The organism is Desulfobaculum senezii (assembly GCF_054657395.1).
Genome location: NZ_BAAHYU010000001.1, coordinates 67,699 through 90,932 on the forward strand (window position 1 = coordinate 67,699; position 23,234 = coordinate 90,932).

At 64.8% G+C, this 23,234-nt stretch carries 18 protein-coding genes and 2 tRNA genes; 16 read left to right on the top strand and 4 right to left on the bottom strand.

Annotated elements, in window-relative coordinates:
- Positions 1–37: 37 nt before the first annotated feature.
- Together ACYQ2T_RS00285 and ACYQ2T_RS00290 are read right to left on the bottom strand one after the other, a co-directional pair.
- A complete protein-coding gene (locus ACYQ2T_RS00285; protein WP_459897522.1) occupies positions 38–2,086 on the bottom strand; it encodes a ribonuclease catalytic domain-containing protein in 2,049 nt (682 codons plus the stop codon).
- Between the two features lie 171 nt (positions 2,087–2,257).
- Entirely contained in the window at positions 2,258–3,532 is a 1,275-nt protein-coding gene (locus ACYQ2T_RS00290) for an IMP cyclohydrolase (RefSeq protein WP_459897523.1), read from the bottom strand.
- 125 nt (positions 3,533–3,657) lie between these two features.
- On the opposite strand from ACYQ2T_RS00290, the gene ACYQ2T_RS00295 reads away from it, so the two are divergent.
- Positions 3,658–3,990, top strand: a complete 333-nt coding sequence (locus ACYQ2T_RS00295; protein ID WP_404846154.1) for a hypothetical protein — start codon at positions 3,658–3,660, stop codon at positions 3,988–3,990.
- On the opposite strand, the gene ACYQ2T_RS00300 is transcribed toward ACYQ2T_RS00295, so the two are convergent.
- The gene (locus tag ACYQ2T_RS00300; protein ID WP_459897524.1) at positions 3,913–5,331 is read right to left on the bottom strand and encodes an MltF family protein; all 1,419 of its coding nucleotides are present in this window, start codon (positions 5,329–5,331) and stop codon (positions 3,913–3,915) included. The two genes, ACYQ2T_RS00295 and ACYQ2T_RS00300, sit on opposite strands and share 78 nt — an antisense overlap.
- Before the next feature lie 162 nt (positions 5,332–5,493).
- Here ACYQ2T_RS00300 and ACYQ2T_RS00305 point away from each other — a divergent pair, with 162 nt between their 5' ends.
- The 4 genes from ACYQ2T_RS00305 to ACYQ2T_RS00320 all read left to right on the top strand — a co-directional run bounded on the left by ACYQ2T_RS00305 (position 5,494) and on the right by ACYQ2T_RS00320 (position 8,587).
- Positions 5,494–6,774 (top strand): adenylosuccinate synthase, encoded by a 1,281-nt coding sequence (locus ACYQ2T_RS00305; RefSeq protein WP_459897525.1) that lies wholly within the window; start codon positions 5,494–5,496, stop codon positions 6,772–6,774.
- A 257-nt stretch (positions 6,775–7,031) separates the two neighbouring features.
- Complete coding sequence (gene serS / locus ACYQ2T_RS00310) at positions 7,032–8,312, top strand: serine--tRNA ligase (protein WP_459897526.1); 1,281 nt, start codon at positions 7,032–7,034, stop codon at positions 8,310–8,312.
- Positions 8,313–8,433: 121 nt separating this feature from the next.
- Positions 8,434–8,509: transfer RNA gene (locus tag ACYQ2T_RS00315), tRNA-Lys, on the top strand.
- A gap of 1 nt (position 8,510) precedes the next feature.
- Positions 8,511–8,587 (top strand) — tRNA-Glu (locus ACYQ2T_RS00320).
- Between the two features lie 497 nt (positions 8,588–9,084).
- Here ACYQ2T_RS00320 and ACYQ2T_RS00325 read toward each other — a convergent pair.
- Positions 9,085–10,320, bottom strand: a complete 1,236-nt coding sequence (locus ACYQ2T_RS00325; protein ID WP_459897527.1) for an ISL3 family transposase — start codon at positions 10,318–10,320, stop codon at positions 9,085–9,087.
- Between the two features lie 555 nt (positions 10,321–10,875).
- On the opposite strand from ACYQ2T_RS00325, the gene ACYQ2T_RS00330 reads away from it, so the two are divergent.
- The 11 genes from ACYQ2T_RS00330 to ACYQ2T_RS00380 are packed head-to-tail and all read left to right on the top strand — an operon-like array spanning position 10,876 to position 23,203.
- Positions 10,876–11,337 (top strand): hypothetical protein, encoded by a 462-nt coding sequence (locus ACYQ2T_RS00330; protein ID WP_459897528.1) that lies wholly within the window; start codon positions 10,876–10,878, stop codon positions 11,335–11,337.
- Positions 11,334–12,443: a hypothetical protein gene (locus ACYQ2T_RS00335; protein WP_459897529.1), complete on the top strand. Its 1,110-nt coding sequence runs from the start codon at positions 11,334–11,336 to the stop codon at positions 12,441–12,443. The genes ACYQ2T_RS00330 and ACYQ2T_RS00335 overlap by 4 nt, the downstream gene beginning before the upstream one ends.
- Positions 12,440–13,612, top strand: a complete 1,173-nt coding sequence (locus ACYQ2T_RS00340) for a glycosyltransferase family 4 protein (RefSeq protein ID WP_459897530.1) — start codon at positions 12,440–12,442, stop codon at positions 13,610–13,612. The genes ACYQ2T_RS00335 and ACYQ2T_RS00340 overlap by 4 nt, the downstream gene beginning before the upstream one ends.
- 43 nt (positions 13,613–13,655) lie before the next feature.
- On the top strand, positions 13,656–14,660 hold the full coding sequence (locus ACYQ2T_RS00345; protein WP_459897531.1) for an ATP-grasp domain-containing protein: 1,005 nt from the start codon (positions 13,656–13,658) through the stop codon (positions 14,658–14,660).
- A 9-nt stretch (positions 14,661–14,669) separates the two neighbouring features.
- Positions 14,670–16,100, top strand: a complete 1,431-nt coding sequence (locus ACYQ2T_RS00350) for an NAD(P)H-dependent oxidoreductase (protein ID WP_459897532.1) — start codon at positions 14,670–14,672, stop codon at positions 16,098–16,100.
- Positions 16,097–17,182: a mandelate racemase/muconate lactonizing enzyme family protein gene (locus tag ACYQ2T_RS00355; protein WP_459897533.1), complete on the top strand. Its 1,086-nt coding sequence runs from the start codon at positions 16,097–16,099 to the stop codon at positions 17,180–17,182. The genes ACYQ2T_RS00350 and ACYQ2T_RS00355 overlap by 4 nt, the downstream gene beginning before the upstream one ends.
- Entirely contained in the window at positions 17,182–18,465 is a 1,284-nt protein-coding gene (locus tag ACYQ2T_RS00360; protein WP_459897535.1) for a glycosyltransferase family protein, read from the top strand. The genes ACYQ2T_RS00355 and ACYQ2T_RS00360 overlap by 1 nt, the downstream gene beginning before the upstream one ends.
- Complete coding sequence (locus tag ACYQ2T_RS00365; protein WP_459897537.1) at positions 18,458–20,161, top strand: class I SAM-dependent methyltransferase; 1,704 nt, start codon at positions 18,458–18,460, stop codon at positions 20,159–20,161. Before ACYQ2T_RS00360 ends, ACYQ2T_RS00365 begins: the two co-directional genes overlap by 8 nt.
- On the top strand, positions 20,158–21,024 hold the full coding sequence (locus ACYQ2T_RS00370) for a hypothetical protein (RefSeq protein ID WP_459897539.1): 867 nt from the start codon (positions 20,158–20,160) through the stop codon (positions 21,022–21,024). The genes ACYQ2T_RS00365 and ACYQ2T_RS00370 overlap by 4 nt, the downstream gene beginning before the upstream one ends.
- Positions 21,021–22,349, top strand: coding sequence for an ABC transporter ATP-binding protein (locus ACYQ2T_RS00375; RefSeq protein WP_459897541.1), 1,329 nt, complete (start codon positions 21,021–21,023; stop codon positions 22,347–22,349). Before ACYQ2T_RS00370 ends, ACYQ2T_RS00375 begins: the two co-directional genes overlap by 4 nt.
- Entirely contained in the window at positions 22,346–23,203 is an 858-nt protein-coding gene (locus ACYQ2T_RS00380) for an ABC transporter permease (RefSeq protein ID WP_459897543.1), read from the top strand. The genes ACYQ2T_RS00375 and ACYQ2T_RS00380 overlap by 4 nt, the downstream gene beginning before the upstream one ends.
- Positions 23,204–23,234: the final 31 nt, after the last annotated feature.

The window sequence follows — 23,234 nt, forward strand, 5'->3', positions numbered from 1 at the left end:
GCGGGCCGTTTTCTTGTCCCCTTGGGGAGGGGCCGGATTATTCTTCCAGCGCCTCAACAATGCGGATTTCATTCAGGCGCGGATTGATTTTGTTCAGGCGCACCTGAAAGCGCTGGCCGGGGTAGATTTTGTCGCCAAACAGCTTCTGCGGCGCGCGCAGGTAGAGCTGTTCTTCCGGCAGGGCTACGGTGACCAGTTGCCCATCGTCCACGGCTATGGCGGAGAAGTAGTCGTGCTTGTGCTGGCTAAAGTAGACCAGCTTCCAGTACCGGGGGCGGTAGCGCTGGATGCGGCCCACGGCCTCGTTGCGGGCGTTGATGAGCGGAATCATCCGGCCAAGGCGGTCGGCGTCCAGATGCGGCTCGCCGCTCTGCAGGTAGTGGATGATTTGCGCCATATTGAGGAGGTCCGGATAGCGGCGCAGGGGCGAGGTGATGGGGCTGTAGGCCGTCACCGCCAGCGTGGCGTGGCGCTTGGGGGACATCTCCAGGCACGTGGGGGCCATAAGGCGCACCACGCGGTAGGAGTCCTCGGGCGTGGACCACACGCCGGCGGCGTCGCCGGGCAGGGTGATGTCCTGCGTGCGGTACAGCAGCGGAATATTCTTTTCCTGCGCCCAGCCGCCCAGCGTAGAGTTGGCCAGAATCATAAATTCGCTGACCATCAGCTGGGCCTGCGGGGTGTCGGCGCGGCGCGTCATGTGGACGATGGTGTCCTTGCCTTCGCCCTCCAGCGTGATGCTGGGGTCCGGGCGGTCCACAATCACCGCGCCGTTGGCAATGCGCCTGTCGCGCAGCAGGCGGCCAAGTTCCGCACCGATGGTGAGGTTCTCGTCGGCGGAGCCGTCCTCAAGGGCGGCCTCCACGGCCTCGTAGGTGCTGTTGGCGGCAAGGCGTACCCATGTGACGCGCGGCGTGGCGCGGACAAGCTCGGCCTGCGGCGTGAGCAGGCAGTCCAGCACCAGCGCGGGGCGGGCTTCGCCTTCCTGCAGGCTGTACAGGCCAAGGCCGTAGGACTCCGGCAGCATGTGGCACGTGCCCTCGGGCAGGTACAGGCTGCTGGCGCGGTCGCGCACGGCGCGGTCGAGTTCGGAGTCGAACTCCCATGTCAGCGACGGGCAGGCCAGCGCAATCTGCAGGCGCAGGGTGCCGTCCTCAAGGCGGCGGACATGGAAGGCGTCGTCAATGTCGCGGGTGGTGGCGGAGTCGATGCTGACGAATGGAAACTCTTCGGGCTCGCGCGCCATTTCACGCAGTTGGTTTTCGCGCAGGCGAAGCTCGGCGGAGTGCTCAAGGGACCACTCATCGCCCCAGTCGTAGCCTTCCTGCAGCAGCTGCACGTTGAAATGTTCGGGAATGATGCCCCAGGTCTGGCCGAGATACATGGGCAGGTTCGGGTCGTCGGGCAGGCCTTTGCGCACGGCGTTCCAGATGGTCAGTTCCGTGGTGCCGGAGGTATCGGCCATGGCGGCGTAGAGCACGTCGCGCAGCTTGGCCGTCATTTCTTCGTCTGGATTCTTGGGGGGCATCTGGCCCTTGGTGCGGGCGTTCCACAGCGCGTGGAAGAAGCTTTGGCCGGCGGCGACAACGCGTTCGCGTTCTTCCTTGGCCGCCTGCTCCACAAGGCGCTTCTCCACGGTTTCGGCGGAGTAGATTTCAAAGTCCGGGGGATTGAACTTGAAGTGGGTCTTGTAGTCCAGCAGCACGTGACCCATGGCGGCCACCTGATCAATGTCCGGCTCGTCCCAGATAAGCCCGGCAAACCACTCCGTAGTAGCGCGGTCCAGCTCGCCCTGACTCAGGTCCCAAATTTCCTTGGGGTCGATTTCCTTGGCAAGGGCGTCGCGGCGCTCCTGATGGTGGCGCAGGCGCTCCATGATTTCCTCGCGGTTCAGCCCGCTGTTTTCTGCGGGGCCGGTCCACGGCAACAGACGTGCGCCGGGGAGCTTCATCTCCCTGCTGGTGATGGTCAGCACACGGTAGCGGCCGGACTGGTCTTCCAGTACCCAGGCCAGATTGGGCCGGTTGCCGTGCATGAATTCGACAATGCACCCGGATGCGGGGTGTCGTACGATGGGTGAGCTCATAAGTCCTTTTGCCTTTACGGCCGCGCGGTGGTGCCGTGCGGCCTTCTTTCCCGATCCGGATTCGTACCAGTCGGCCCGCCCGGGGAGAGGGGCGGAAGCGTCGCGCTCCGGGCGGAGGGCCCGGAAGGTGAGAGGAACGCGGCGGCGGGGACCGCCGCCGCGGGTATCAGTCTAGTGCTTAAAGGAGCGCTGGCCCGTAAAGACCATGGCAACCTGCGGCGAAGCCTCGTTTACGGCGGTGATGACTTCCCAGTCGCGGATGGAGCCGCCGGGCTGGGCAATGGCGGTGATGCCCTGCTCAAGGGCCACGTCTACGCCGTCACGGAAGGGGAAGAACCCGTCGGAAACCAGCACGGAACCGGCAAGACCGCCCTTGGCCTCGCGGGTGCGGGCTTCGATGTCCGCCAGCTTGGCCGCGGCGGAGTCGTCGGTCTTGGCCTTCAGCTTCAGCTCGTACAGGGAGCAGCCTTCCTCGTCGGAGGCCAGCAGGTCCGCGTACTTGGTGTAGGCCTTGTGGATGGTCAGCTCCACGCAGCCCACGCGGTCCTGTTCACCGGTGCCGATGGCGGTGGTCACGCCGTCCTTCACAAAGATGACGGAGTTGGACGTTACGCCGGCCTCCACGGCCCAGGCAAACAGCAGGTCGTCGGCCTCGCGGGCGTCGGGCTGGCGGGCGATGAAGGTGTTGCCGTCCTTTTCCGCTTCGGCGGGGATGAAGTCCTCCGCGCTGAGGATGCGGTTGCGGAAGGACAGCTGGGCCACCACGCCGCCGTCGGACAGGCTCTTCAGGTCAAGGAAGGGCACGCCGACCAGCTTTTCCAGCTCGGCAAGGCCGGGAATCTGCAGGATGCGCAGGTTTTTGCGCTTTTTGAGCGTGGCAAGGCTGTTGCCCTCAAAGGCCGGAGCGGCCACCACTTCAAAGTACGAGGAGTTGATCAGCTCGGCGGTTTTATCGTCGATGGGGCGGTTCACGATAACTGCGCCGCCAAAGGCGGCGATGCGGTCCGCGTGGAAGGCGCGCTCCACGGCGGCGGCGATGCCGTCCTCGGTCCATGCCGCGCCGCTGGGATTGTTGTGCTTGAGGATGACGGCGGCGGGCTTGGCAGTGAGGTACTGCAAAATATTGATGCCGTTATCCACGTCCGTCAGATTAATCTTGCCGGGATGCTTGCCAGCCTGGAGCATGTGCTCCTCGGTCAGGGCGGAGACAAGGCCCTCGCCCGCTGCGCGGAAGGAAACGCCGTCCAGTTCCAGTCCGCCGCCTGTCAGTTCGAACAGGGCTGCGGGCTGGTCGGGATTTTCGCCGTACCGCAGGCCTTTTTCCTCGCCGTCCAGCGTCCAGGTGCGCTTGGTGAAGCGCAGTTCCTGATCGCCGATGCGCAGGCTCATTTCACTGGGAAATGGGTCCTGCGTGAGGGTGCGGTACATCTTTTTCAGGTCGCTCATGGCCGGGTCTCCTCGGATTTACGTGGTGAAGAAGTGCTGTTACCATACCGCCGCTCGTGGGGCAATTTGCCAAAGCCCCCACGGGGCGCACACAATCAGAAGACAACGCAGACTTGGAGATAGACGTGGAGAAGGCGCTTTCGAAGCTGGCCCAGAAGCTTATGGCCTATGATCAGGATTCCCTTGCCAACCTTTGGGAGAAGTACGCAGAAATCGTTCAGCAGTACGAACCCACAAAACGCTGGGAAGAGGCCGTCATCATCCTTGGCCTCATCCAGACCGTGTGCTGGAAGAACCAGCTCTTCAACTACCACTGGAAGGAGCGGGCAACTCCCGGCGACGAACCCGTGCCCCCGGCGCAAAGCATGAGTAACCCCTTCCTAAAGGACGGAGGAACTGGCGGTAAACGCGGCAAGCTGCTGCGCTTCCGGCCGCGAAAGGACGACGAGTCCGTGTAGGACATAGTAGTAGTAGCGGATCTTTTCCACATAGTGCACCACCTCGTATCCTCGCGTATATCCATACTTCGCATTTCTGTAATACTTTTCGTATGACAGCTTGGGGAATACAGCCTTGAGTTCCCGCCATGACGAGCCTGTTCCGCCAAGAGCGTGGGACAGGCGTATGGCGTCGCTCACATGGCCACGCCCACGGTTGTAGGCAGCCAGCGTGAAGAACCAGCGGTCAAAGAACGAAAGGTCCATGTCATCGAAGCCGCGGTACAGCTGCTTGAGGTAACGCGCGCCGCCCTTAATGCTCTCGAACGGGTCGTTGCGGTTCACGCCCAGTTCGCGGGCCGTGGTACGCGTAATCTGCAGCAGTCCGCGCACGCCCGTCTTGCTGCGGGCGTGGGGATCAAAGCGCGATTCCTGATAGATCACTGCCACAAGAAGAAGCGGGTCAATGCCGTTCTCCCGCGCTGCCGCAAGGATTTCATCCTCGTAGCGCGGCAGTTTGTTGCGCAGCGTCTTCAGAAGGTGATACAGTTCGTAATAATCCGTTTTTTCGGGCAGAAAGCCGAAATATTTTTCATACAGCGCGCGGTAGGCGCCGCTATCCATCGTGCGGGTCCAAAAGTCCGCAAGGGCGCGGGCCAGCTCGGGCGAACGCTCGCTCCAGAACCACCGGTATTCAATGGAACCGGGCAGTTTCTTTGTGCTTTGTATGGTATGGTAGAACGGCTGCAAAAGCCGGAAGCGTCCGCTGTCCACCAGCGCGGCCGAAGGGCCGCCGTTGTCCAGCGAATCCAGCACAGGCTGCAGGGCCGTATCCGGCGGGGCAACGGGCGTTGGCGCGCAGCCGTCCTGCGTGGAATGCGCGGCGGCGGAGGCCGCAACCAGTGCGGGGGCGCACGCCACCAGAACCGAGCCGCAGGTTTCGGCAGGGTCCGGCGCGCCCTTGGCGCGGATGAGCATGGGGGCAAATTGCGCGTAGGCCGGGCCGGCGGCGATGGGCACGTCAAGGCTGTCCGGTGGGTTGGAGCCAAGCCCCAGCACCACGTCGGCTTCGCCGTTGCGGACCATCTCCCACGCGTCGTCCCAGGAGTTGGTTTTTTTCCAGACCCACTGCATGCCGTTTTGGCGGCAGAAGGAGTCGAGCAGTTCCTGCTCGAACCCTGGGCCATAAGGGGAGAGCCCGCCTTCGACCCATTTAAGGGCCGGGGCGGCAACCCGGAGTTTCGGGGGTGCGTCAGTGCCGCGCCAACTGAATGTTAGCGCCAACTGGACGAGCACGATGGACGTGATGGCCACAGCCACCCACAATCCGGGGCGTGCAAATATTTTCGCATGTCGTTTCATAGGCCTCCATCCTCACGGATGAACTAGCAAAAAGCCTACCAAGGGATATCAGATTGTAATATTGACTTTATCGACAGCGTTTTTTAGGTAGGAATGCATTTTGCCGTGTGTCGCGGCAAAAAAGCGCGCGGAAAGCAGCGCTTCTTACAGAAGGAGAGAGAAATGTCAAATGTTGTTGTAATGGGCGCCCAGTGGGGAGACGAGGGGAAGGGAAAAATCGTCGACCTGCTTACAGAAGACGCAGACATAATTGTGCGTTTTCAGGGCGGAAACAACGCCGGACACACCCTTGTGGTTGATGGAGAGCAGCACATCCTCCATCTCATCCCCTCCGGCATCCTCCATCAGGAAAAGGCTTGTCTCATTGGTAACGGCGTGGTCCTCGACCCCGTTGTGTTCCTTGAGGAAGTCGACAAACTCGCAGCCAAGGGCATCAACGTTGCCCCGGGTCGTTTGCTGGTGAGCAAAAAGACCCAGGTCATCATGCCTTATCATAAACTCCTCGACGGAGCGCGTGAAACGCAAAAGAGCGACGAGCACAAGATCGGCACCACCGGTCGTGGCATCGGTCCTTGCTACGAGGACAAGATGGCCCGCATCGGCATTCGCGCCAGCGACTTTGCCGACATGGAGCTCTTTAAGGCCAAGATCGAGCGCGCCCTTGTGGAGAAGAACGCCCTGTTCACGGCCCTGTACGGCATGGAGCCGCTCAAGGTCGAGGACGTGTTCAATGAGATGAAGCCCGTGGCCGAGCGCATGCAGGCCTACGTTGGCGACGTGGCCGGCCGTATTGGCGATGCCATGGACGCCGGAAAGGGCGTGCTGTTTGAAGGCGCGCAGGGAACGCATCTGGACATCGACCACGGGACCTATCCCTTCGTCACCTCGTCCAACACCGTTTCCGGCAACGCCGCCGCAGGCAGCGGTTGTGCACCGAACCGTCTGGACCGCATCCAGGCCGTGGTCAAGGCCTACACCACCCGCGTTGGTGCAGGACCCTTCCCCACCGAGCTGGACGACGCTGACGGCACGCATCTGCAGCAGACCGGCGCTGAGTTTGGTGCCACCACCGGCCGTACCCGCCGCTGTGGCTGGCTGGACCTTGTGGTCCTGCGCGAGTCCGTGCGCCTCAATGGCCCCACCGGTATCGCCATGACCAAGCTGGACGTGCTGGGCGGCCTGCAGACCATCAAGCTCTGCACCGCTTACACCTACAAGGGCGAGCAGATTCTCTACCCCCCGCAGGAAGAGAACGGCCTCGCCGACGTCACGCCCGTGTACGAAGAGCTCCCCGGCTGGACCGAGGACATCAGCTCCGCCCGCACGTGGGACGACCTGCCTGAAAACGCGCAGAACTACGTTCGCCGCGTTGAGGAAGTGCTTGGCACCCCCGTGTCCATCATTTCTGTAGGCCCCGGCCGCGAGCAGACCATCTGCCGCTAGAACCGGATCTATCGTAGAGAGGTTTGGGGCGCTCCGCACGACAAGCGGAGCGCCCCTTTTTTGTCTGCACATCCCCCGCGCGCCGCGTGGCTTGCAGGACGCGCGCGGAATCGGTATATGTTGCGGCTTGACCGGGCGCAGTGGACGCGTCCACAATGACACACGAATTTTCTACCGCGAAACGGAAGGGTTCCGGGGAAAGGAAAGCCCCAGTCCGCACGACGGAGGCTCCCCTTTCCCCGGTGCCGGAGGCACATATGCTCGATATCAAGTTCATCCGAAAGAATCTGGATGTGGTGAAGGACGCCCTCGACAAGCGCAGGGCCAAGGTGGACGTGGACGCATTCCTCGCCCTTGACGAACGCCGCCGTGAACTGCTGGCCGAGGTGGAACGCCTCAAGGCCGAGCGCAACGCCACCTCCAAGGAAGTCGGCCAGCGCAAGCGAAAGGGCGAAGACGCCGACGACTTGGTCGCCCGTATGGGCGAGGTCAACGACCGCATCAAGGAACTGGACGGCGAACTCAAGGGCGTGGACGACGACGTGAACGCATGGCTCATGGCCGTGCCCAACATCCCCCACGAGTCCACCCCCGAAGGCGCAGGCGAAGACGACAACCCGCAGGTTGCCATCTGGGGCGAGAAACCCCAGCTGGACTTCGCCCCCAAAGAGCACTGGGAGCTCGGCGTGGAGCTTGGCGGCCTTGATTTCGATCGTGCCGCACGCCTCACCGGCAGCCGCTTTGCCGTCTACCGCGGCTGGGCCGCTCGTCTTGAGCGCGCCATCGCCCAGTTTATGCTGGACGTGCAGACCGACGAGCACGGCTACGAGGAATGCATCACCCCCTACATGGTCAACCGCGAAACCATGACCGGTACCGGCCAGCTGCCCAAGTTCGAAGAGGACCTCTTCAAGCTCGAAGGCTGGGACTACTTCATGATTCCCACCGCCGAAGTGCCGCTGACCAACCTCTACGCCGGTGAACTCCTCACCGAAGACGAGGTGCCCCAGCGCTTCACCGCCTTCACCCCCTGCTTCCGCAGCGAAGCCGGGTCCTACGGCAAGGACACCAAGGGCCTCATCCGTCAGCACCAGTTCCACAAGGTCGAAATGGTGCGCATCGAAAAGCCCGAGGATTCCTACGACGCCCTTGAGGAAATGCGCATGCACGCCGAGACCATCCTGCGCAAGCTCAACCTGCACTACCGCGTTGTGGCCCTGTGCACCGGCGATATCGGCTTCTCCGCCACCAAGACCTACGATCTGGAAGTGTGGCTGCCCGGGCAGGATAAGTACCGCGAAATTTCCTCCTGCTCCAACTGCGAGGACTTTCAGGCGCGCCGCATGAACATGCGCTTCCGCCGCAAAGGCGAGAAGAAGAGCGAGTACGTGCACACCCTCAACGGCTCCGGACTCGCCGTAGGCCGCACCCTCGTCGCCGTGCTGGAGAACTACCAGCAGGCCGACGGCTCCGTGGTCATCCCCGAAGCCCTGCGCCCCTACATGGGCGGACTTGAAGTCATCCGGCCGAAAGCGTAAAATACATTTCTTCCCGCCCAGCCCTTTTTGCGCACGCCATGCTGGTTTCGGCCAAAATAAAAAAGTGCGGAAAATGTGCTTGACAGGGAAGGGCAGAGGGCATACAAACTGCTCCCTCAGCGGGCCGTTAACTCAGTCGGTAGAGTATCTGCCTTTTAAGCAGAGAGTCACTGGTTCGAGCCCAGTACGGCCCACCACGTCCCCATCGTCTAGCTGGCCTAGGACGTCGGCCTCTCACGCCGATAACAGGGGTTCAAATCCCCTTGGGGACGCCAAGGACAAAATAAGGCTTACGTGTTTCACGTAAGCCTTTTTTGCGTCCATCGCCCAGCCAGCCGCCCGCAGCCAGCAACGAGGGCGAGGCGCTGTCTGCCCGTCTGCCTGTCGCCGCCGTTGCGGCAGGGCTATCGCAAGACCTAACGCGCAGAGGAAACCCCTCTGCGCGTTTTTTTGTGCGTGTGGCAGGGCGGGGGCTGTGGCGGGGGGGCGACGGTGACCGTGGGGAAGCGACGCGCTGTGGCGGGGGAGAGGGGGAGGCGCGGTGAGGAAGAATTGCCTCCGGCGGTTTAAGGGCCACCGGCCCTTAAAAATCCCGAGTGCGCACAGACCGGTTGCCTATGTACGGGACAGTCGTCACCCCTGACGGCTCTCGTCCGTGTGGATGGGAGAATTTTTTGGGGGGCGTTGGCGCTGAGCGAAGGGCGGTGAGAATCCCTGTTCGGCCGTTCCCATGGAAAGAAGACAGAAGAACCCGCCCACCCTTATTTTTGGTTCATCTCCCAATTCCGGGGAAGGCTGCTCTGATTTTGAGAAAGAAGTACTCGTCGTCGAGAAAGCCGTAGGCCATCCGTTTGATCACCTTGATCTTGTTGTTGATCCCTTCGAGTAGGCTGGTGTGTAGCGGATATCGGCAGTGTGAGATAATGCCCGAGATGTAGGGTTTGAGGCGCTTAGCGAATTTAATGAGCGGCTCGACTCGGCTTTGCATGGCGCGGCGGTACCAACCTTTCCAAAATCGCTTGGCAGCTTTGGAGTATCGGTAGTCCCAGAGTCGCTTCAAATCCTCCTTGAGGATATAAACCTTCATCAAATTTTTGTTGGCTCGAAGCAGGTCATAGAGCCGGATTCGATCTTCCTGTCGCATGAGATTCCGCCTGTTGCGCAGGAGCAGCCATCGTGAGCCTTTGACAACCTTACGGGCGTCTTTGTCATGATTGAGGCGATTGGCCTCATCGTTTCGGACGCGGTCGATTACTTCTCGGCCATACTTGGCAACGACATGAAATAGATCGTAGACGATCTCGGCTTTCGGGCATTGCGCCTTCACCTCGGCGGCATACGCACCGTTCATGTCCATTGCAACGGCCTCAATTCGGGCACAACCATCACGGCCAAGCAGTTCAAAGAATGGTCGGATGCTCTCCCGGCTGTTGCCTCTTCCTACCCACAGAACCCGCTTGGTGTAAGGCTCGACGATGATCGTGGCGTAGCGATGTCCTTTGCGGATGGCAAACTCATCCATTGCGACAACCTTGACGCCTTTCAAGTCAATGGGATTGAGTTTTTCCGCTAGGTACCGCTTGTCGATTGTCTTCACGGTCTTCCAGTTCAGGCCGTAGCATTCCGCGATGTGCTTAATGGGAAGTATGCGGCAGAGCCGAACAACGGACTCGGCCAGCCGCCTTGTGACACGCGAATACCTGTCGAGCCAAGGAAGCTGCTCCAGCTTTGGTCCACAGACGGGACAATGGACCCGACGCCGGATAACGAGCAAATGCGTTGCCGCGTCGAATACAGGCAAGTCACGAACCCAGCGTTCGACATAGTCGTGAACTGCGCAGACAAGCCTGCCGCACCCGCTGCATCTCATTCGCCTTCGCCTGATTGGAATCAACTCGATCCAGACTTCGGGGTGCTTCCGAGCTTCGCTGGCTTCAAGGCGCTGAACAGTTCCAACACGATACCCTTTCCAGTCTCCCAACAACCGGGTAATCTTGCCCTTGGACAACGGTGCCCTCCTTGTAGCTCTCGTCTGTTGTGCAACTGTCGAGATTACTGAGGGTTTCCGTTGTCCTCAATTTTTTATGTTTCCCCCGGAATTGGGAGATGAACCTTATTTTTCGGGCGGCTTCCGCCCGAAAAATCCTGGGGATTCTCAAGGGTATCATACCCTTGAGCCGCCGGAGGCTCTCTTTATCTCTAAGGCCTTTCGTCCCTTCAGGCCGAACGACCTAAGAGCTAAAGCCGCCGGAGGCCCTCTTCTTCTCCTTCCCCCCTTTCTTTTTCCTTTTCCCTGCACGGCACACCCCGTGCAACCTTGCGCACGCAGTGGTATGCAATGGTGACCTCTGTGGCTGTTTGAGGGCGAAAGTGAAAATGGGCGTTGTGGAAAACATGTGTTTTTGTGTACAGTTATAGTGAGTCTCTACCATGGGCGCTGTGCGGCGTGCTGAGGGGCGAGGTCAATGCATTGACGCTGGGTGGCGGGGCTTTTTGCCTTGGGGGCTGGTATGAAGGTGATGATTTTGCGGGTGTTTTGCACGTGTGATGGCGGGGCGCTGTCATGATGGCGACGCCCCATGCGCTGATTGGTGTTGCACTGGCGGTGGGGACGCGGCGTTTTGCGCTTGGGGCTGTGTTGGCGGTTGCGGCGCATTTGGTGGTGGACATCGCGCCGAGTTGGGAGCCGTGGTTTTTGAATCCGGAGCAGGGCGCGTTGGTTTTGGCGGACGGCATGCTGATGTGCACATTGGTGTGGGGCGTGTGTCAGGAGTGTGCGGGGCGGATGCGGCTGCTGGTGCTGACGGGCGCGGTGTTTGGGATTGTTCCGGACCTGCTCCACTTTGTGTGGATGACGGGTGTGGGCTGGTGGTGGCTGGAGGCGTTTGAGCGGGTGCATCAGGGGATACAGCACCCGGCGCCGCGTGTGGCGTCCTTGGCGGCGCAGTATGGCGTTGTGTGGGTGATGTGGGAATATGTGAGCCGCCGTGTGCGGCGGGAAGCCAAAGAGGGAGCCGCGCGATGACAGCTTGTGTTGAGTGTCCGTTTGCCATTGTGTCCACCCAGCGCTCGGGGAGCGCGTACCTTGGTTCCGTGTTGTCGGCGCATCCGGATGTGACGGTGGCGCCGGAGGTGTTCTTGGGGCAGGGGATGCGGACGCCGGAGAATTTTTATGCGTACTGGGCGGGCTGGGTGCAGAGCGACCCGAAACACCTTGCTCCGCCGCAGTGCATGACCGTGGTGCGGACGTATCTGGATGGGCTGTTTGCCTCGGCAGAGGACGAGCGCGCCAAGGGCTTTGCCCTGAAATACGACCAAATCCCGCTTGTGCCGGGGCTGCTGGAAATTCTGCAGGAGCGCGGCGTGCGCATGGTGCACCTGATTCGCCTGAATGTGCTGGAGAGCATTGTTTCGTCGGTACGTAATCATCTGCGGGTGTCCGGCGGTGGGCGCGCGCATGGGACGGGACCGATGGACCCGCCGCAAGTGCATATTGAGGCGGACCGGCTGGCTGCGGGCATTGCGCGGCGCGTGGCGGAGATTGAGCAGAACCGCAAGGCCCTGCGCTCGCGGTTTGCCTCGCACGAGGTGCACCTTGAGGCGTGCACCGAGGACCGACAGGACCCCGGTGGGTGCAACGCGCAGGTGCTGTGGGGGCTGGAGGAATTTTTGGGTGTAGCGCCGCAGACGGACCTGCGCACCACACTGCGAAGCTCCGGCAGGGGCCTTGGCGAGATGATCAGTAATTTTGACGAGGTGCGCGAGGTGCTGTCCGGGACGGACTGGGAGCACATGACGCAGCCTGCGGGCGCCTTGCCGCGCCCGGCGCTGCGGGAGGATATGCCTTTAGCCTCATGGCATGCGCTGTGTTCGTGCCTGTGCCGTGTGGAGCGGATGCTGGAGGGCGGGCGCGCGCGTGAGGCGGAGCACCTGCTGGCCGGACTGCGGCAATCCATGCCGGATGAGGGCGCGGTGGCGGCGGCGCTGGCCACGGTGGTGCTGGAGCGCGGCGACATTGGCCGCAGCGTCAGCCTGTACCGCATCGCCCTGCACCTTGACCCGCAGGATGCATACTCCGCGGCGCGGCTTCAGGCGCTCCAGCCCGGCGCGGCGCAGGAGAGCGCTTCGTGAAGCTGTGGCTGGTGAATTATGAACTGCCGCCCCTTGGCGCTGGCGCAGGCAATGCAACAGCGCACCTTGCGCGGGAGATGGCGCGTATGGGGCACAGCATCACGGTGCTGACGGCGGCCTACGGCGGCTTGCCGCGCCGGGAGCGCCGCGACGGGTACGACGTGGTGCGCGTGGCCTGCCTGCGCCGCCGCAAGGACCGCTCCACCCCCTTTGAAATGGCGACCTTTGCCTTCAGCGCCAGCCTGCGCATGCTGACCCGGCGGGCGCGCCCGGATGTGGTCATCGCGTTCTTTGGCTTTCCGTCCGGTCCTGTGGCGGCAACCCTGCGGCGTATTGGCGGCGTCCCCTATATCATCTCCCTTCGCGGCGGCGACGTGCCGGGGCACCCGCCTAGGCGGCTGGAGCGCCCGCACAGAGTCTTGCGTCCGTTTTTGGTGCGCCTGTGGCGCGGCGCATACGCCGTCACGGCCCCAAGCCGTGGGCTGGCGGACATGGCGCGGCGCTCCGCGCCGGAGCTTGCCGTTCATGTCATCCCCAACGGCGTGGACTGCGCGGCCTTTGCGCCGCCGGAGGCGGGGCGCGACGGTGAGGACGCGGGCGAGGGGCGTGAGGGGCGGCGCATTCTGTTTTCTGGCCGCCTGAGCGACAAGAAGCAGGTGAAGGACCTTGTGGCGGCCGTGGCGGGGCTGGAGGGGCCGTGGACCCTGACCCTTGCCGGAGATGGCCCGCGCCGGGCGGAGCTTGAGGCGCAGGTGGCGGCGTGCGGCTGCGCGGACCGGGTGACGTTTTTGGGCTGGGTGGACCGGGCGCGCCTGCCGCAGGTCTACGCGGCGGCGGATGTGTTTGCCTTTCCTTCGCAGGGGGAGGGGCTGCCCAATACTGTGCTGGAGGCCATGGCCAGCGGCCTGCCCGTGGTGGCCACGCAGGTGTGTGGCACGGATGAACTGGTCACCCATGGGGAGACGGGCATCCTGTACCCGCTGGGCGACGTGGACGCCCTGCGCGGGGGCCTCAGGCGGCTCTTGGACGATGCGGCTTTGCGGCGGCGCTATGGCGTAGCGGGGCGGAGGCGTGTGGAGCAGGATTTTTCATGGACAACGAACGCGGAGCAGTACGCCGTCCTGTGCCGGGACGCCATGCTGGAACCCGCGTCATACAAGGCCGGATAACCAATTTGCCACCGCGCCGGACACGCGCGGACGGAGGACCTGAATGCGAGTGCTTGTCCCAACGGCTGGACGCCGCAATATTCTGCTGGATGCCATCCGGCAATGCCCGCAGGTGACGCGGCTGGTGACGACGGAAATCGACTATACCGCACCGGGCGTCATTGCGGCGGACGTGTGCTACCGGGTGCCGCCCTCTGGCGCGCCCACCTATCTGGACGCTGTGGAATCCATCTGCCGCAGGGAGGGAATCACGCATATCCTGCCGCTGGCGGACCTTGATTTGGAGCGCTTTGCCGCCCAGCATGAGCGGTTCGGGGCGCTTGGCGCCAGCGTCGTGAGCGCGCCGCAGGACACGGTGAACCTGTGCATGGACAAGTGGCGTACGTATACGTTTTTGCGGGAGCTGGACATCCCCCTGCCGTGGACCGCGCCCCTGCCGGATGCGGCGGCGGACCCGGCGCGCGTGCCCTTTCCCGTGTGCCTGAAGCCCGGGCACGCGGGCATGAAGAACTCGCCGGACTATTTCTTCCAGCGCCTCGAGACCCCGCAGGAGCTTGCCACGTGGCAGGAGCGCCTTGGTGACCGCGCCGGGCGGTATCTGGTGCAGGAGCACTTGGAGGGGCGTCGCGAGCTGAATGTAGACTTTTTTGCCATCCGCGGCAGTGTGCGGCGGGTGGTGGTGCTGCACCGCCACGGCTGGGGCGCGGGCGGCGGTATTACGCGGGGGACAACGGTCCCCTGTCCGCCGGAAGTGGCGTCCATGACGCAGCGCATTGTGGCGGCCCTGACCTACGACGGTCCCGGCAACTTTCAGGTGTGGACCGACGACCGGGGCGGCTATGCCGTCACGGAAATCAATCCCCGGTTTTCCAATTCTTCGGCCCTTGTGGGCATTCCTGCGGGAGAAAATTTTTTCCGGCATCTGTTCGACGTGCTGGCGGGCGGGGACGTGCCGCCGCGCATGAACGGGTACGCCATGCTGACGGTGACCTGCGCCTACGCGCCGCGGGTGGTGAGTGATGAAGCCCTCGTAGACCCCTTTGCCTGAGGAGTTGCCATGAAAGTACTTGGTCTGGCGGGCAGTTTACGGTCTGCAGTACGTCCGGAGGATGCCAGCGCGCTTCTGGCCCGGTTGGAGGACGTGCCAAGCCGGGACGCCCTTGCCGCGTGGCTGACGGACGCGGCGCGGCGCGGCGACGGCTCGCGCGGGCTCAGCAACTCCGATGCGGCCCTTGCCGCGGCCCTGTGGGCGGCGCAGGACCTTGGCGCGGACGTTGGGTGGCGCTCGCTGTCGTGGCACTTTTTACCGGACCGCACCGTTGCCGATGCCGAGGACCTGCGCGCGGATTTGCTCTCCGCCGATGCGGTGCTGCTGTCCGGCCCGGTGTACTTTGGCGACCGCTCCAGCCTTGTGCAGGAGCTTGTGGGCATGCTGCGGGCGGACAGCTATCTGCGCGAGGCCATGACCAACACCCTGTACGGCGGCGTTGCCGTGGGGGCAAAGCGCAATGGCGGACAGGAGACGGCGCTTATCTATCAGGTGCTGGACATGGTCAGCCTTGGCATGCTGGCCGTTGGCAACGACTCCGAAACCACCTCGCAGTACGGCGGCACCGTACACGCCGGAACCTTTGGCACCGCACCGCAGGACGAGCAGGGCCTCGCGACGGCTTTGGGCACGGGGCGTAGGCTGGCGCGGTTGCTCCTTGGGCACGAGGTTGGCGGGCGGCTGGACGACAAAGTCCGCGTGGCCTTTGTGGTGCTGCAGGATGCCCGGCGCGAGGGCGTGGCCGCGGCCTCGGAGTTGGCAGAGATGTTTGCGGATGAGGTGGACGCCGAGGTGATGGACATCACCCGCATGGATATCCAGCGTTGCCGCGCCTGCGACATGTGCCCCGCCAGCGTTGGCACGGATGAGGACTACCGCTGCCTGCTCCGCGGGCAAGACGACTTTACCGAACTGCATCCGCGTTTGTTGGATCAGGACATCATTGTTCCGGTGACGGTGTCCGTCGGGGACTATGGGCTGGTGCGCTCGGCGTATCAGGTGTTCATGGAGCGCATGCGGTACCTGCGGCGCGGGGACTATGCCCTGTCGGACACGCTGTTTGCCCCGCTGACCCTTGTGGAGGCGGGCGGGGACGAGAACCTGCACGCACGGGTGATTACCTCGCTTATCCGCCAGCACACCGTGGTGTCGCGGCCCTTGCGGGCGGAGCTTGTGGACGGACGCGTTGGCGATATGCAGCGCCTTGGCGTGGCCTTTGGGCACTTGGTGCATCAGGGGCGGCTTGTGGCCGCGGCCCGGCTGGCGGCGGCGCGGTATCTGGACGGCGTGGTGAGCTACAACCCTGTCGGCTACGTCCTTCGCGACGCCCCGGAGCACGAGGCGCGCGTTATGGCTGCCCGGCGCGAGGCCATGGACAGCCGCCGCGTCCGCCTGCGGAGTCTGGCGCGCAGGCGTCTGGCCGGGGGGTACCCGTTATGACGGCTGTTGTGGACTTTGCCTGCGGCGGCGTGGTGCGCCGACCCCTTGTGGCCCCGTATCAGTTGTCCTTTGCCACTCTTGAGGAATTTGCTGTGGTGTGGGTGTTTGTGCAGATGGCGGACGGCTCCTGCGGCGTTGGCGAGGCTGTTCCCCTGCCGGGCTACAGCGCGCATGGCGTGGACGAGGTGGCGGCGGGCGCGCAGGCCCTGTGCCGCGCTGTGGTCGGCCTCTCCCCCGACAGAGCCCTTGCCCGGGCCACTATGGCCGCGCGGGAGAATCCCTTTGCCGCTTCGGCCATGGGCGCGGCGCTGGAACTGCCGAAGTGGCTGGAGCACGCGCAGGGCGGCCTTGGCGTTTCGCTGGTGCACCCTGTGGATGCGGACAGCCAAGAGGGCATGCTGTGCGTGATGGAGGACGCGTGCGCCGCCGGGACCACGGAATTGAAGATGAAGATAGGGCGCGATGTGGAGAGCGACATCGTTGCGGCCCTGCTGGCTTTGGAGCGCGCGCGGGACTGCGGGACGCGGGTACGCTTTGACGCCAATCAGGGCTACTCGCCGGACGCGGCGCGGGAGTTTTGCCACGCGTTGGAGTCTGCTGGCGTTGGGGAGGAACTGCGCTGGGTGGAGCAGCCCCTGCACCGCGACGATTGGGACGGCATGGCCGCGCTGTGCGCGTCCACCCGCCTTCCGCTGTTGTTGGATGAGCCGATATACCGCGCGGAGCATGTGGACCGGGCGGCGCGCGCTGGCGCGTGCGGGGTCAAGCTGAAGCTGTGCAAACATCCGGGGCTGTCCGCGTGCGCGGATTTGGCGCGGCATGCCCGCGCGCTGGGGCTCGCCGTGACCCTTGGCAACGGCGTGGGCACGGACATCAGCAACCTTGGCGAGGCCTTGGTGTGCACCGCGGCGCCACAGGCCTTTACGGGCGCGCTGGAGTGCAGTGGCTTTTCCCGCGTGAGCGCGCCGCTTTTGGGCGGTGCGGTACGGCGCGAGAACGGCGCGCTGGTCGTGGACGGCGCGCCAACGGTGGATGCGGCAACCTGCGTAGCCCTTCGCAGCGCATCGGAGCGGTGCTGGTAATGGCCGGTGCGGGGCGTCAGCGGCCACGGGTTTTTCTTGGGCTGGCCAATATTGCAGGGTTTGCCTCGGGCGTTGCCGGGGGCATGGCCGCCTGCGGCGTCCGCGCCACGGTGGTGGAGATGTATCCGGAGCGCTACGGCTACCCCGGCGAGCGGCATATCTTTACGCGGTGCTTTGGCGCGCTGGCGCGGCTGAAGGGGAAACGCTCTCCCGCGGTGTGGCGGTGGCTGGTGGAGGCGCTGGTGCGCACGCTGGGTGTTGTTTGTTTTGTCTGGGCGGCGACCACGCATGATGTCTTTATCTTTTCCTTCCGGTCCTCGTTTTGCGTGGTGCGGAGCTTTGCGGACTGGCGGGTATTGCGCCTGCTTGGCCGCCGGGTGGTGTGCATGTGCCACGGCGGCGATGTGCGTCCGCCGTATCTGGATGCCACACGCGGCGGGGCGCCGCCGCAGAAACTCATTTGCCACACGCGGCGCATGGCCCGCGCCTGCCGCGCCATGGAGCGCGGCGCGGACGCCGTCATCTGCAATCCGGCCTTTGCGCTCTTCTTTTCCCGCCCTGTGGTGAATGTGTTCCGCGTGGGCATTCCTGCCCCGGCGCAGACCGCCGCGCCGCAGCCCGCTGATGCTGGGCGCGTGCCGGTGCTGGTGCATTGTCCGTCTGCCTCGGCAGTAAAAGGCTCGGCGGAGATTGCGCGTATGGTGAAAGAGCTTGCGGCCGAGGGCGTGAGCGTGGACTACCGCGAGCTTTCCGGCGTCCCCCACGCCGAGGTCCTTGCCGCCCTTGCCGGGGCGGATGTGGCCGTGGACCAACTGTGGTCGGATACGCCCATGCCGGGGTTTGCCACGGAAGCCGCGCGCTATGGCGTGCCTTGCGTGGTGGGCGGCAGTGTGGCCGAGTGGGCGCCCCGCTGGACCGCGCACGCCGCGTTTGCGCTGGACAATGTCGTCCCGCCCCGCGCCGTAAAGGAGCGCCTGCGCATTTTGCTGACGGACGCGGAGGAGCGCCGCCGCACGGCCCATGCGGCGCGGGAGTTTGTGGACCGGCACCGCCGCCCGCAGGTGGTGGCGGAGCGTCTGCTGCGTGTGGCGCGCGGTGATCTGCCGCCGCAGTGGTATTGCGCGCCGCAGGCCGCGCCCGTGGCGGGCATTGGCTTGCCGCGCCGCGCTGTGCGTCAGCGCATCCGCGCCGTGGTGGACGCTGGGGGGCTTTCGGCCCTGTGCGTGCGTGGCCCGGTGCTGGGCCGCCTGCTGCAAACCCTTTCGGAGGATGACCATGCCTGACGCCGCGCCACATGCCACGCCCCGAACCGCTCCCGGCGCGCTGGACGCCCCGGCGACGCAGGCCCCTGCGCCGCTTGCTCCGGCGTACGAGCGTGTTTTTGCCGAGTTGGCATTGCCGCGCTACCGCGTGCATGCGGTGGCGGACTTTGTGGTGGACGGCGGCGGGCGTGCGGACCCGGATGTGGTGAACGTTGTCCTTCGGGTGGACGTGGACCCCGGCGGCCTCCAGTTTGCCGCGCCTCTTGCCCGGCATCTGCGCGGGCTGGAGCTTGACGCGAGCTTGTATTTTTTGACGGAGACGGCACGGCACTATGACGTGTGGGACAGCGGCGTGCCCGCGGCTGTGGCCGGGGCGGGCATGGAGGTGGGCGTGCACTCCGACCACCTGTACACGCAGGTGCAAGGGGGCGGCGACGGCCTTGCCCGGCTGCGGGAGGACATTCAAGGCATGGGCCGCATTGCGGGGCAGCGCGTGCGCGGCGTGGTGGGGCATGGGCATCCGGGCATTGACGCCATGGGCCGTGCCAGCCGCGATCTGTACGACGCCGTGCCCCCGCAGGACCTTGGCGTGGACTACCACGACGGTGGCTGTGGCGGCTACGTGCGCGAAACCATGGACGGCCCGGTGCCGCCCTGTGATGTGTGGCTCATCGACTACCTTGGTCCCGGTGGCGGCGGCTGGACCGTGTGGCCGGGGCTGCCGCTGCGGCGGCTCCGGCGCGCGCGGCGCGGCGAGGTGGTGCACATGGTGGTGCATCCGCTCAATGCCTACCAGTGGTGGCGGGGCTGGGACGGGCGCTACGGCGAGGTTCCCCCACGGCGGCCCGGATACCTTGGACGCATGGCGCGGGGGCTTCGGGCGCGGGTGCGGCATGGCCTGCTGCGCGGGCGCGGGGCGCCGTACATGCTGGCTGTGGCGGGCATTGAGGTGGCGGCGTGGACGTTGGCCAAGGGCGTGGGCCTTGTGTGGCCGCGCGGCGAGCGGGCCGAGCGCGACACCTCATGGGCCGCAGGGCGCGAGACGATTTTTGCCAAGGGCCTTGGCTACTGGCGTGCGCGGCTGGAGCGCCTTGGCCTGACCAGCCCGGGCGCGCGGGTGCTGGAGGTCGGCTCCGGCGACGGGCAGTGGCTCCTTGCCTTTGCGCAGGACGCCGCCGAGGTGGTGGGCATTGAGCCAAACCGGATTTTTCGTGAGACCAGCGTGCAGACCATTGCCCAGCACCCAGACCGCGCCCAGCGCATCACGGTGCAGGACGGCGTGGCCGAACGCCTCGCCTTTGCCGATGCCAGCTTTGACCGCGTGCTGTGCGCCGGGGTGCTGATGTTTACGCGGCAGGACAAGGCCCTAGCCGAGATGGCGCGGGTGCTGCGGCCCGGCGGGCTGGTGTGCGTGACGGTGAACGGCCTTGGGTGGTTCGTCATGTACTGTCTTGACGGCCTGCGTCACCGCAGTGTGCAGAAGATGCGCTACGGCCTGCAGGGCATCGTAGGCACCCTTGCCCGCTGGTGGTTTGGGCGCGACACGCGCTTTGCCCGCGCCGTGCGCGCCGACGAGATGCGCGTCATGCTGGCGGACTGCGGCCTGCGCCTTGTAGACGTGCGCTATTTTCAGGGCATCCGCCAGAACCCGGATGAGCATCTGGGCTGGCCCACCAACTACGCCTTTGTGGCGCAAAAACCCGTGGAGGACGCGTGAGCATCCGGCAGCGGCTGAGGCGCGGCGCGGCGCGGGTGGCCGGCGCGCGGGCGACACCGGCCCTTGCGCTGGGACGGCGCGTCATGGGCAGGCTGTTTGGCGGCGCCCCCCGTGTGGTGGTGTGCGCCATGCCGCGCAGTGCCTCGTCGTTTGTGACCACGCTTTTTGCCCACGCCCTGCGCTGTCCCCAGCGGCCACTGGTGGCGGACTATGCGGACACGGAGCAGAATCTGTCCCTTGCGCCCATCCTTGACGCATGGCCGCAGGGCTTTGTGGCCCAGCATCATTTTTTGCCAACGGCAGGGAACCTGCGCCTTGTGCGCCAGTGCGGGCTGCGGCCCGTCATTCTCTACCGCGATGTCCGCGACGTGCTGGTCAGCCTGCGTGAGGTTCTCGTTAAACGCATCCATGAGCTGGACGAGACCGCGTGGCGCCACCGCACATCGGCGCTGTTTATCGCGCCATGCGGGCCGGAGTTTGCCGCGTGGAACGAGGAGCGGCAGATGGACCTGCTTGTGGACTATGCCGCGCCGTGGCTGGTGCGCTTTTACGCCACGTGGCAGCGGGCCTGCGCGGGCGGGCTGGACGCCGCGTGGTGCGGCTACCCGGAGGTGACGGCGGACCCGGCAGCGGCGCTGACGCGCCTTGGCGAGGCGCTGGCCCTTGAGTTTGACGCCAGCGACGTCCGCCGTGCTGTGCAGGCCGCCGCATCGCCGCGCAACTTCAACGTAGGCCGCGCCGGGCGCGGGCGCGGGGCGCTGACCCCGGCGCAGGAGCGGCGGCTGGCGCGCCTTGGCGCGTATTTCCCGGATGCGGATTGTGCGGTCATTGGCCTTGGCCCCGCTGTTGGGGGCGCGTCATGAGCCATGTTGCCGTGCGCGTAGAGGGCCTTGCCAAGCGCTACCGCCTTGGGGTGGTGAATACGGGCTGGCTGTTCCGGGATATTCAGTCGTGGTGGGCGCGCCGCACCGGACGTGATGACCCCGCCGCTGTGGTGCACGAAAGCGGGCTGGAGCGCGCCGCGCCGCGAAGCGGGCACATCTGGGCCCTGCGCGGCGTGGACCTCGATGTGGGGAAGGGCGAGGTGCTGGGCATTGTGGGGCGCAACGGCGCGGGCAAGTCCACCCTGCTGAAAATTCTTACCCGCGTGACCCTGCCAACGCAGGGGCACGTGAAGTTGCGCGGCCGCGTGGCCAGCATGCTGGAGGTCGGCACGGGCTTTCATCCTGAGCTGACGGGGCGCGAGAATATTTTCCTCAACGGGGCTATCCTTGGGATGCGCCGCGCGGAGATTGCGGCCAAGTTTTCGGAGATTGTGGACTTTTCCGGCGTGGGGCGCTTTGTGGATACGCCGGTGAAGCGGTATTCGTCCGGCATGTATGTGCGCCTTGCCTTTGCCGTGGCCGCGCATTTGGAGTCGGACATCATGCTGGTGGACGAGGTGCTGGCCGTGGGCGACGCGGCCTTTCAAAAGCGCTGCCTTGGCAAGATGGGCGACGTGGCGGGGCAGGGGCGCACCGTGCTCTTTGTGAGCCACAATATGGCAGCCGTACGGAGCCTGTGCTCGCGCACCATCGTTCTGGAGGATGGGCGCGTGGCCTTTGATGGCGACACCGCCAGCGCCGTGGACCACTACCTTGGCGTGCGCGGCGACGTAAGGGCCGAGCTGGGAATGCAGGAACTCGCCCAGCGCGCCGTGCCCTACGCCCCGGACGGCGAGGAGGTTGTGCGCCCTGTGCAGCTGCGCCTTGAGGACGCAGGCGGCGCGCCGCGTACGCGCTTTCACTCCGACGAGGAAGTCTGCCTGCGCGTGGCCTACGACGTGCTGTCGCCGGCGGCGGAGTTCCGCATTGTAGTGATGCTGACCAACGACGAAGGCGACCCCATCGTCACGGCGGACAGCGCCGACGGCCTTGCCCCGGAGGAGGACTTTTCCCTTGCGCCGGGGCGGTGGGAGTCCGTGGCGCGCTTTCCGGCGGAGCTTTTTGGGGCGCAGCGGTTTTGGGTGAACGTGACCGTGCAGGCTCCGGGGCGGCACCATGTGGCGCTGCAGCGCGCGCTGCGCTTTGACGTGGTGTTTGCCGGGTTCAACCCGCGCAACGTCTCCAGCGCGTCGCGCAAGGGCTACATCCGCCCGCGTGTGGCGTGGACGCGCCGCCGCTGTGCGGCTGTGGAGGAGGGCGCATGACCCGCCGCGAGGACGATATGCCGTGGACCACCATCATCACCCCCCGGCGCGGCTGGCTGGACATCGGCCTTGCCGCCCTGTGGGAGTACCGCGACCTTGTGCTGCTGCTGGTGCGGCGGGATTTCGTCTCGCGCTACAAGCAGACCCTTCTTGGGCCGGTGTGGTTCGTACTCCAGCCGCTGCTGATGACCGTTGTCTTCACCGTGGTCTTCGGGCGGATGGCCGGGCTGTCCACGGATGGCGTGCCCGGGCCGCTGTTCTACTTTGCCGGGGTGGTGTGCTGGCGCTACTTTGCCGCGTGCCTGACCAAAACCTCGGACACCTTCGTGGCCAACGCCGCCATCTTTGGCAAGGTGTACTTTCCGCGTCTTGCCGTGCCTGTGTCCGTGGTGCTGTCGAACCTGTTCACCTTTGCCCTGCAATTCGCCTTCTTTTTGGTCCTGTACGCGTTTTATGCGTCCGGTGAGGTCAGTGCCCGTCCGGGCGCCGCCGTGGCCGTGGTGCCCCTTTTGGTGGCGATTATGGCCGCGCTGGGCCTTGGCGGGGGCATCCTTGTATCGTCCCTGACCACGCGCTACCGCGATTTACGCTTTCTCATCGGCTTTGGGGTGCAGCTGCTCATGTATCTAACGCCGATTATCTATCCGCTGTCCTCCGTGCCGGAGGACTACCGCCTGCTGGTGCTCGCCAATCCTATGACCGAGGTGGTGGAGGCCTTCCGCTATGTCTTCTTGGGGCAGGGGGCGTTTACGTGGGCGCGGCTGGCCTATTCGGCCGGAGCGTCGGCGCTGGTGCTGGTTTGCGGGCTGGCCCTGTTCTCCCGGGTGGAAAAGACCTTTATGGATACCGTGTAGCCCCGGCTACCGGCGAACCTTCAGGAGTGTT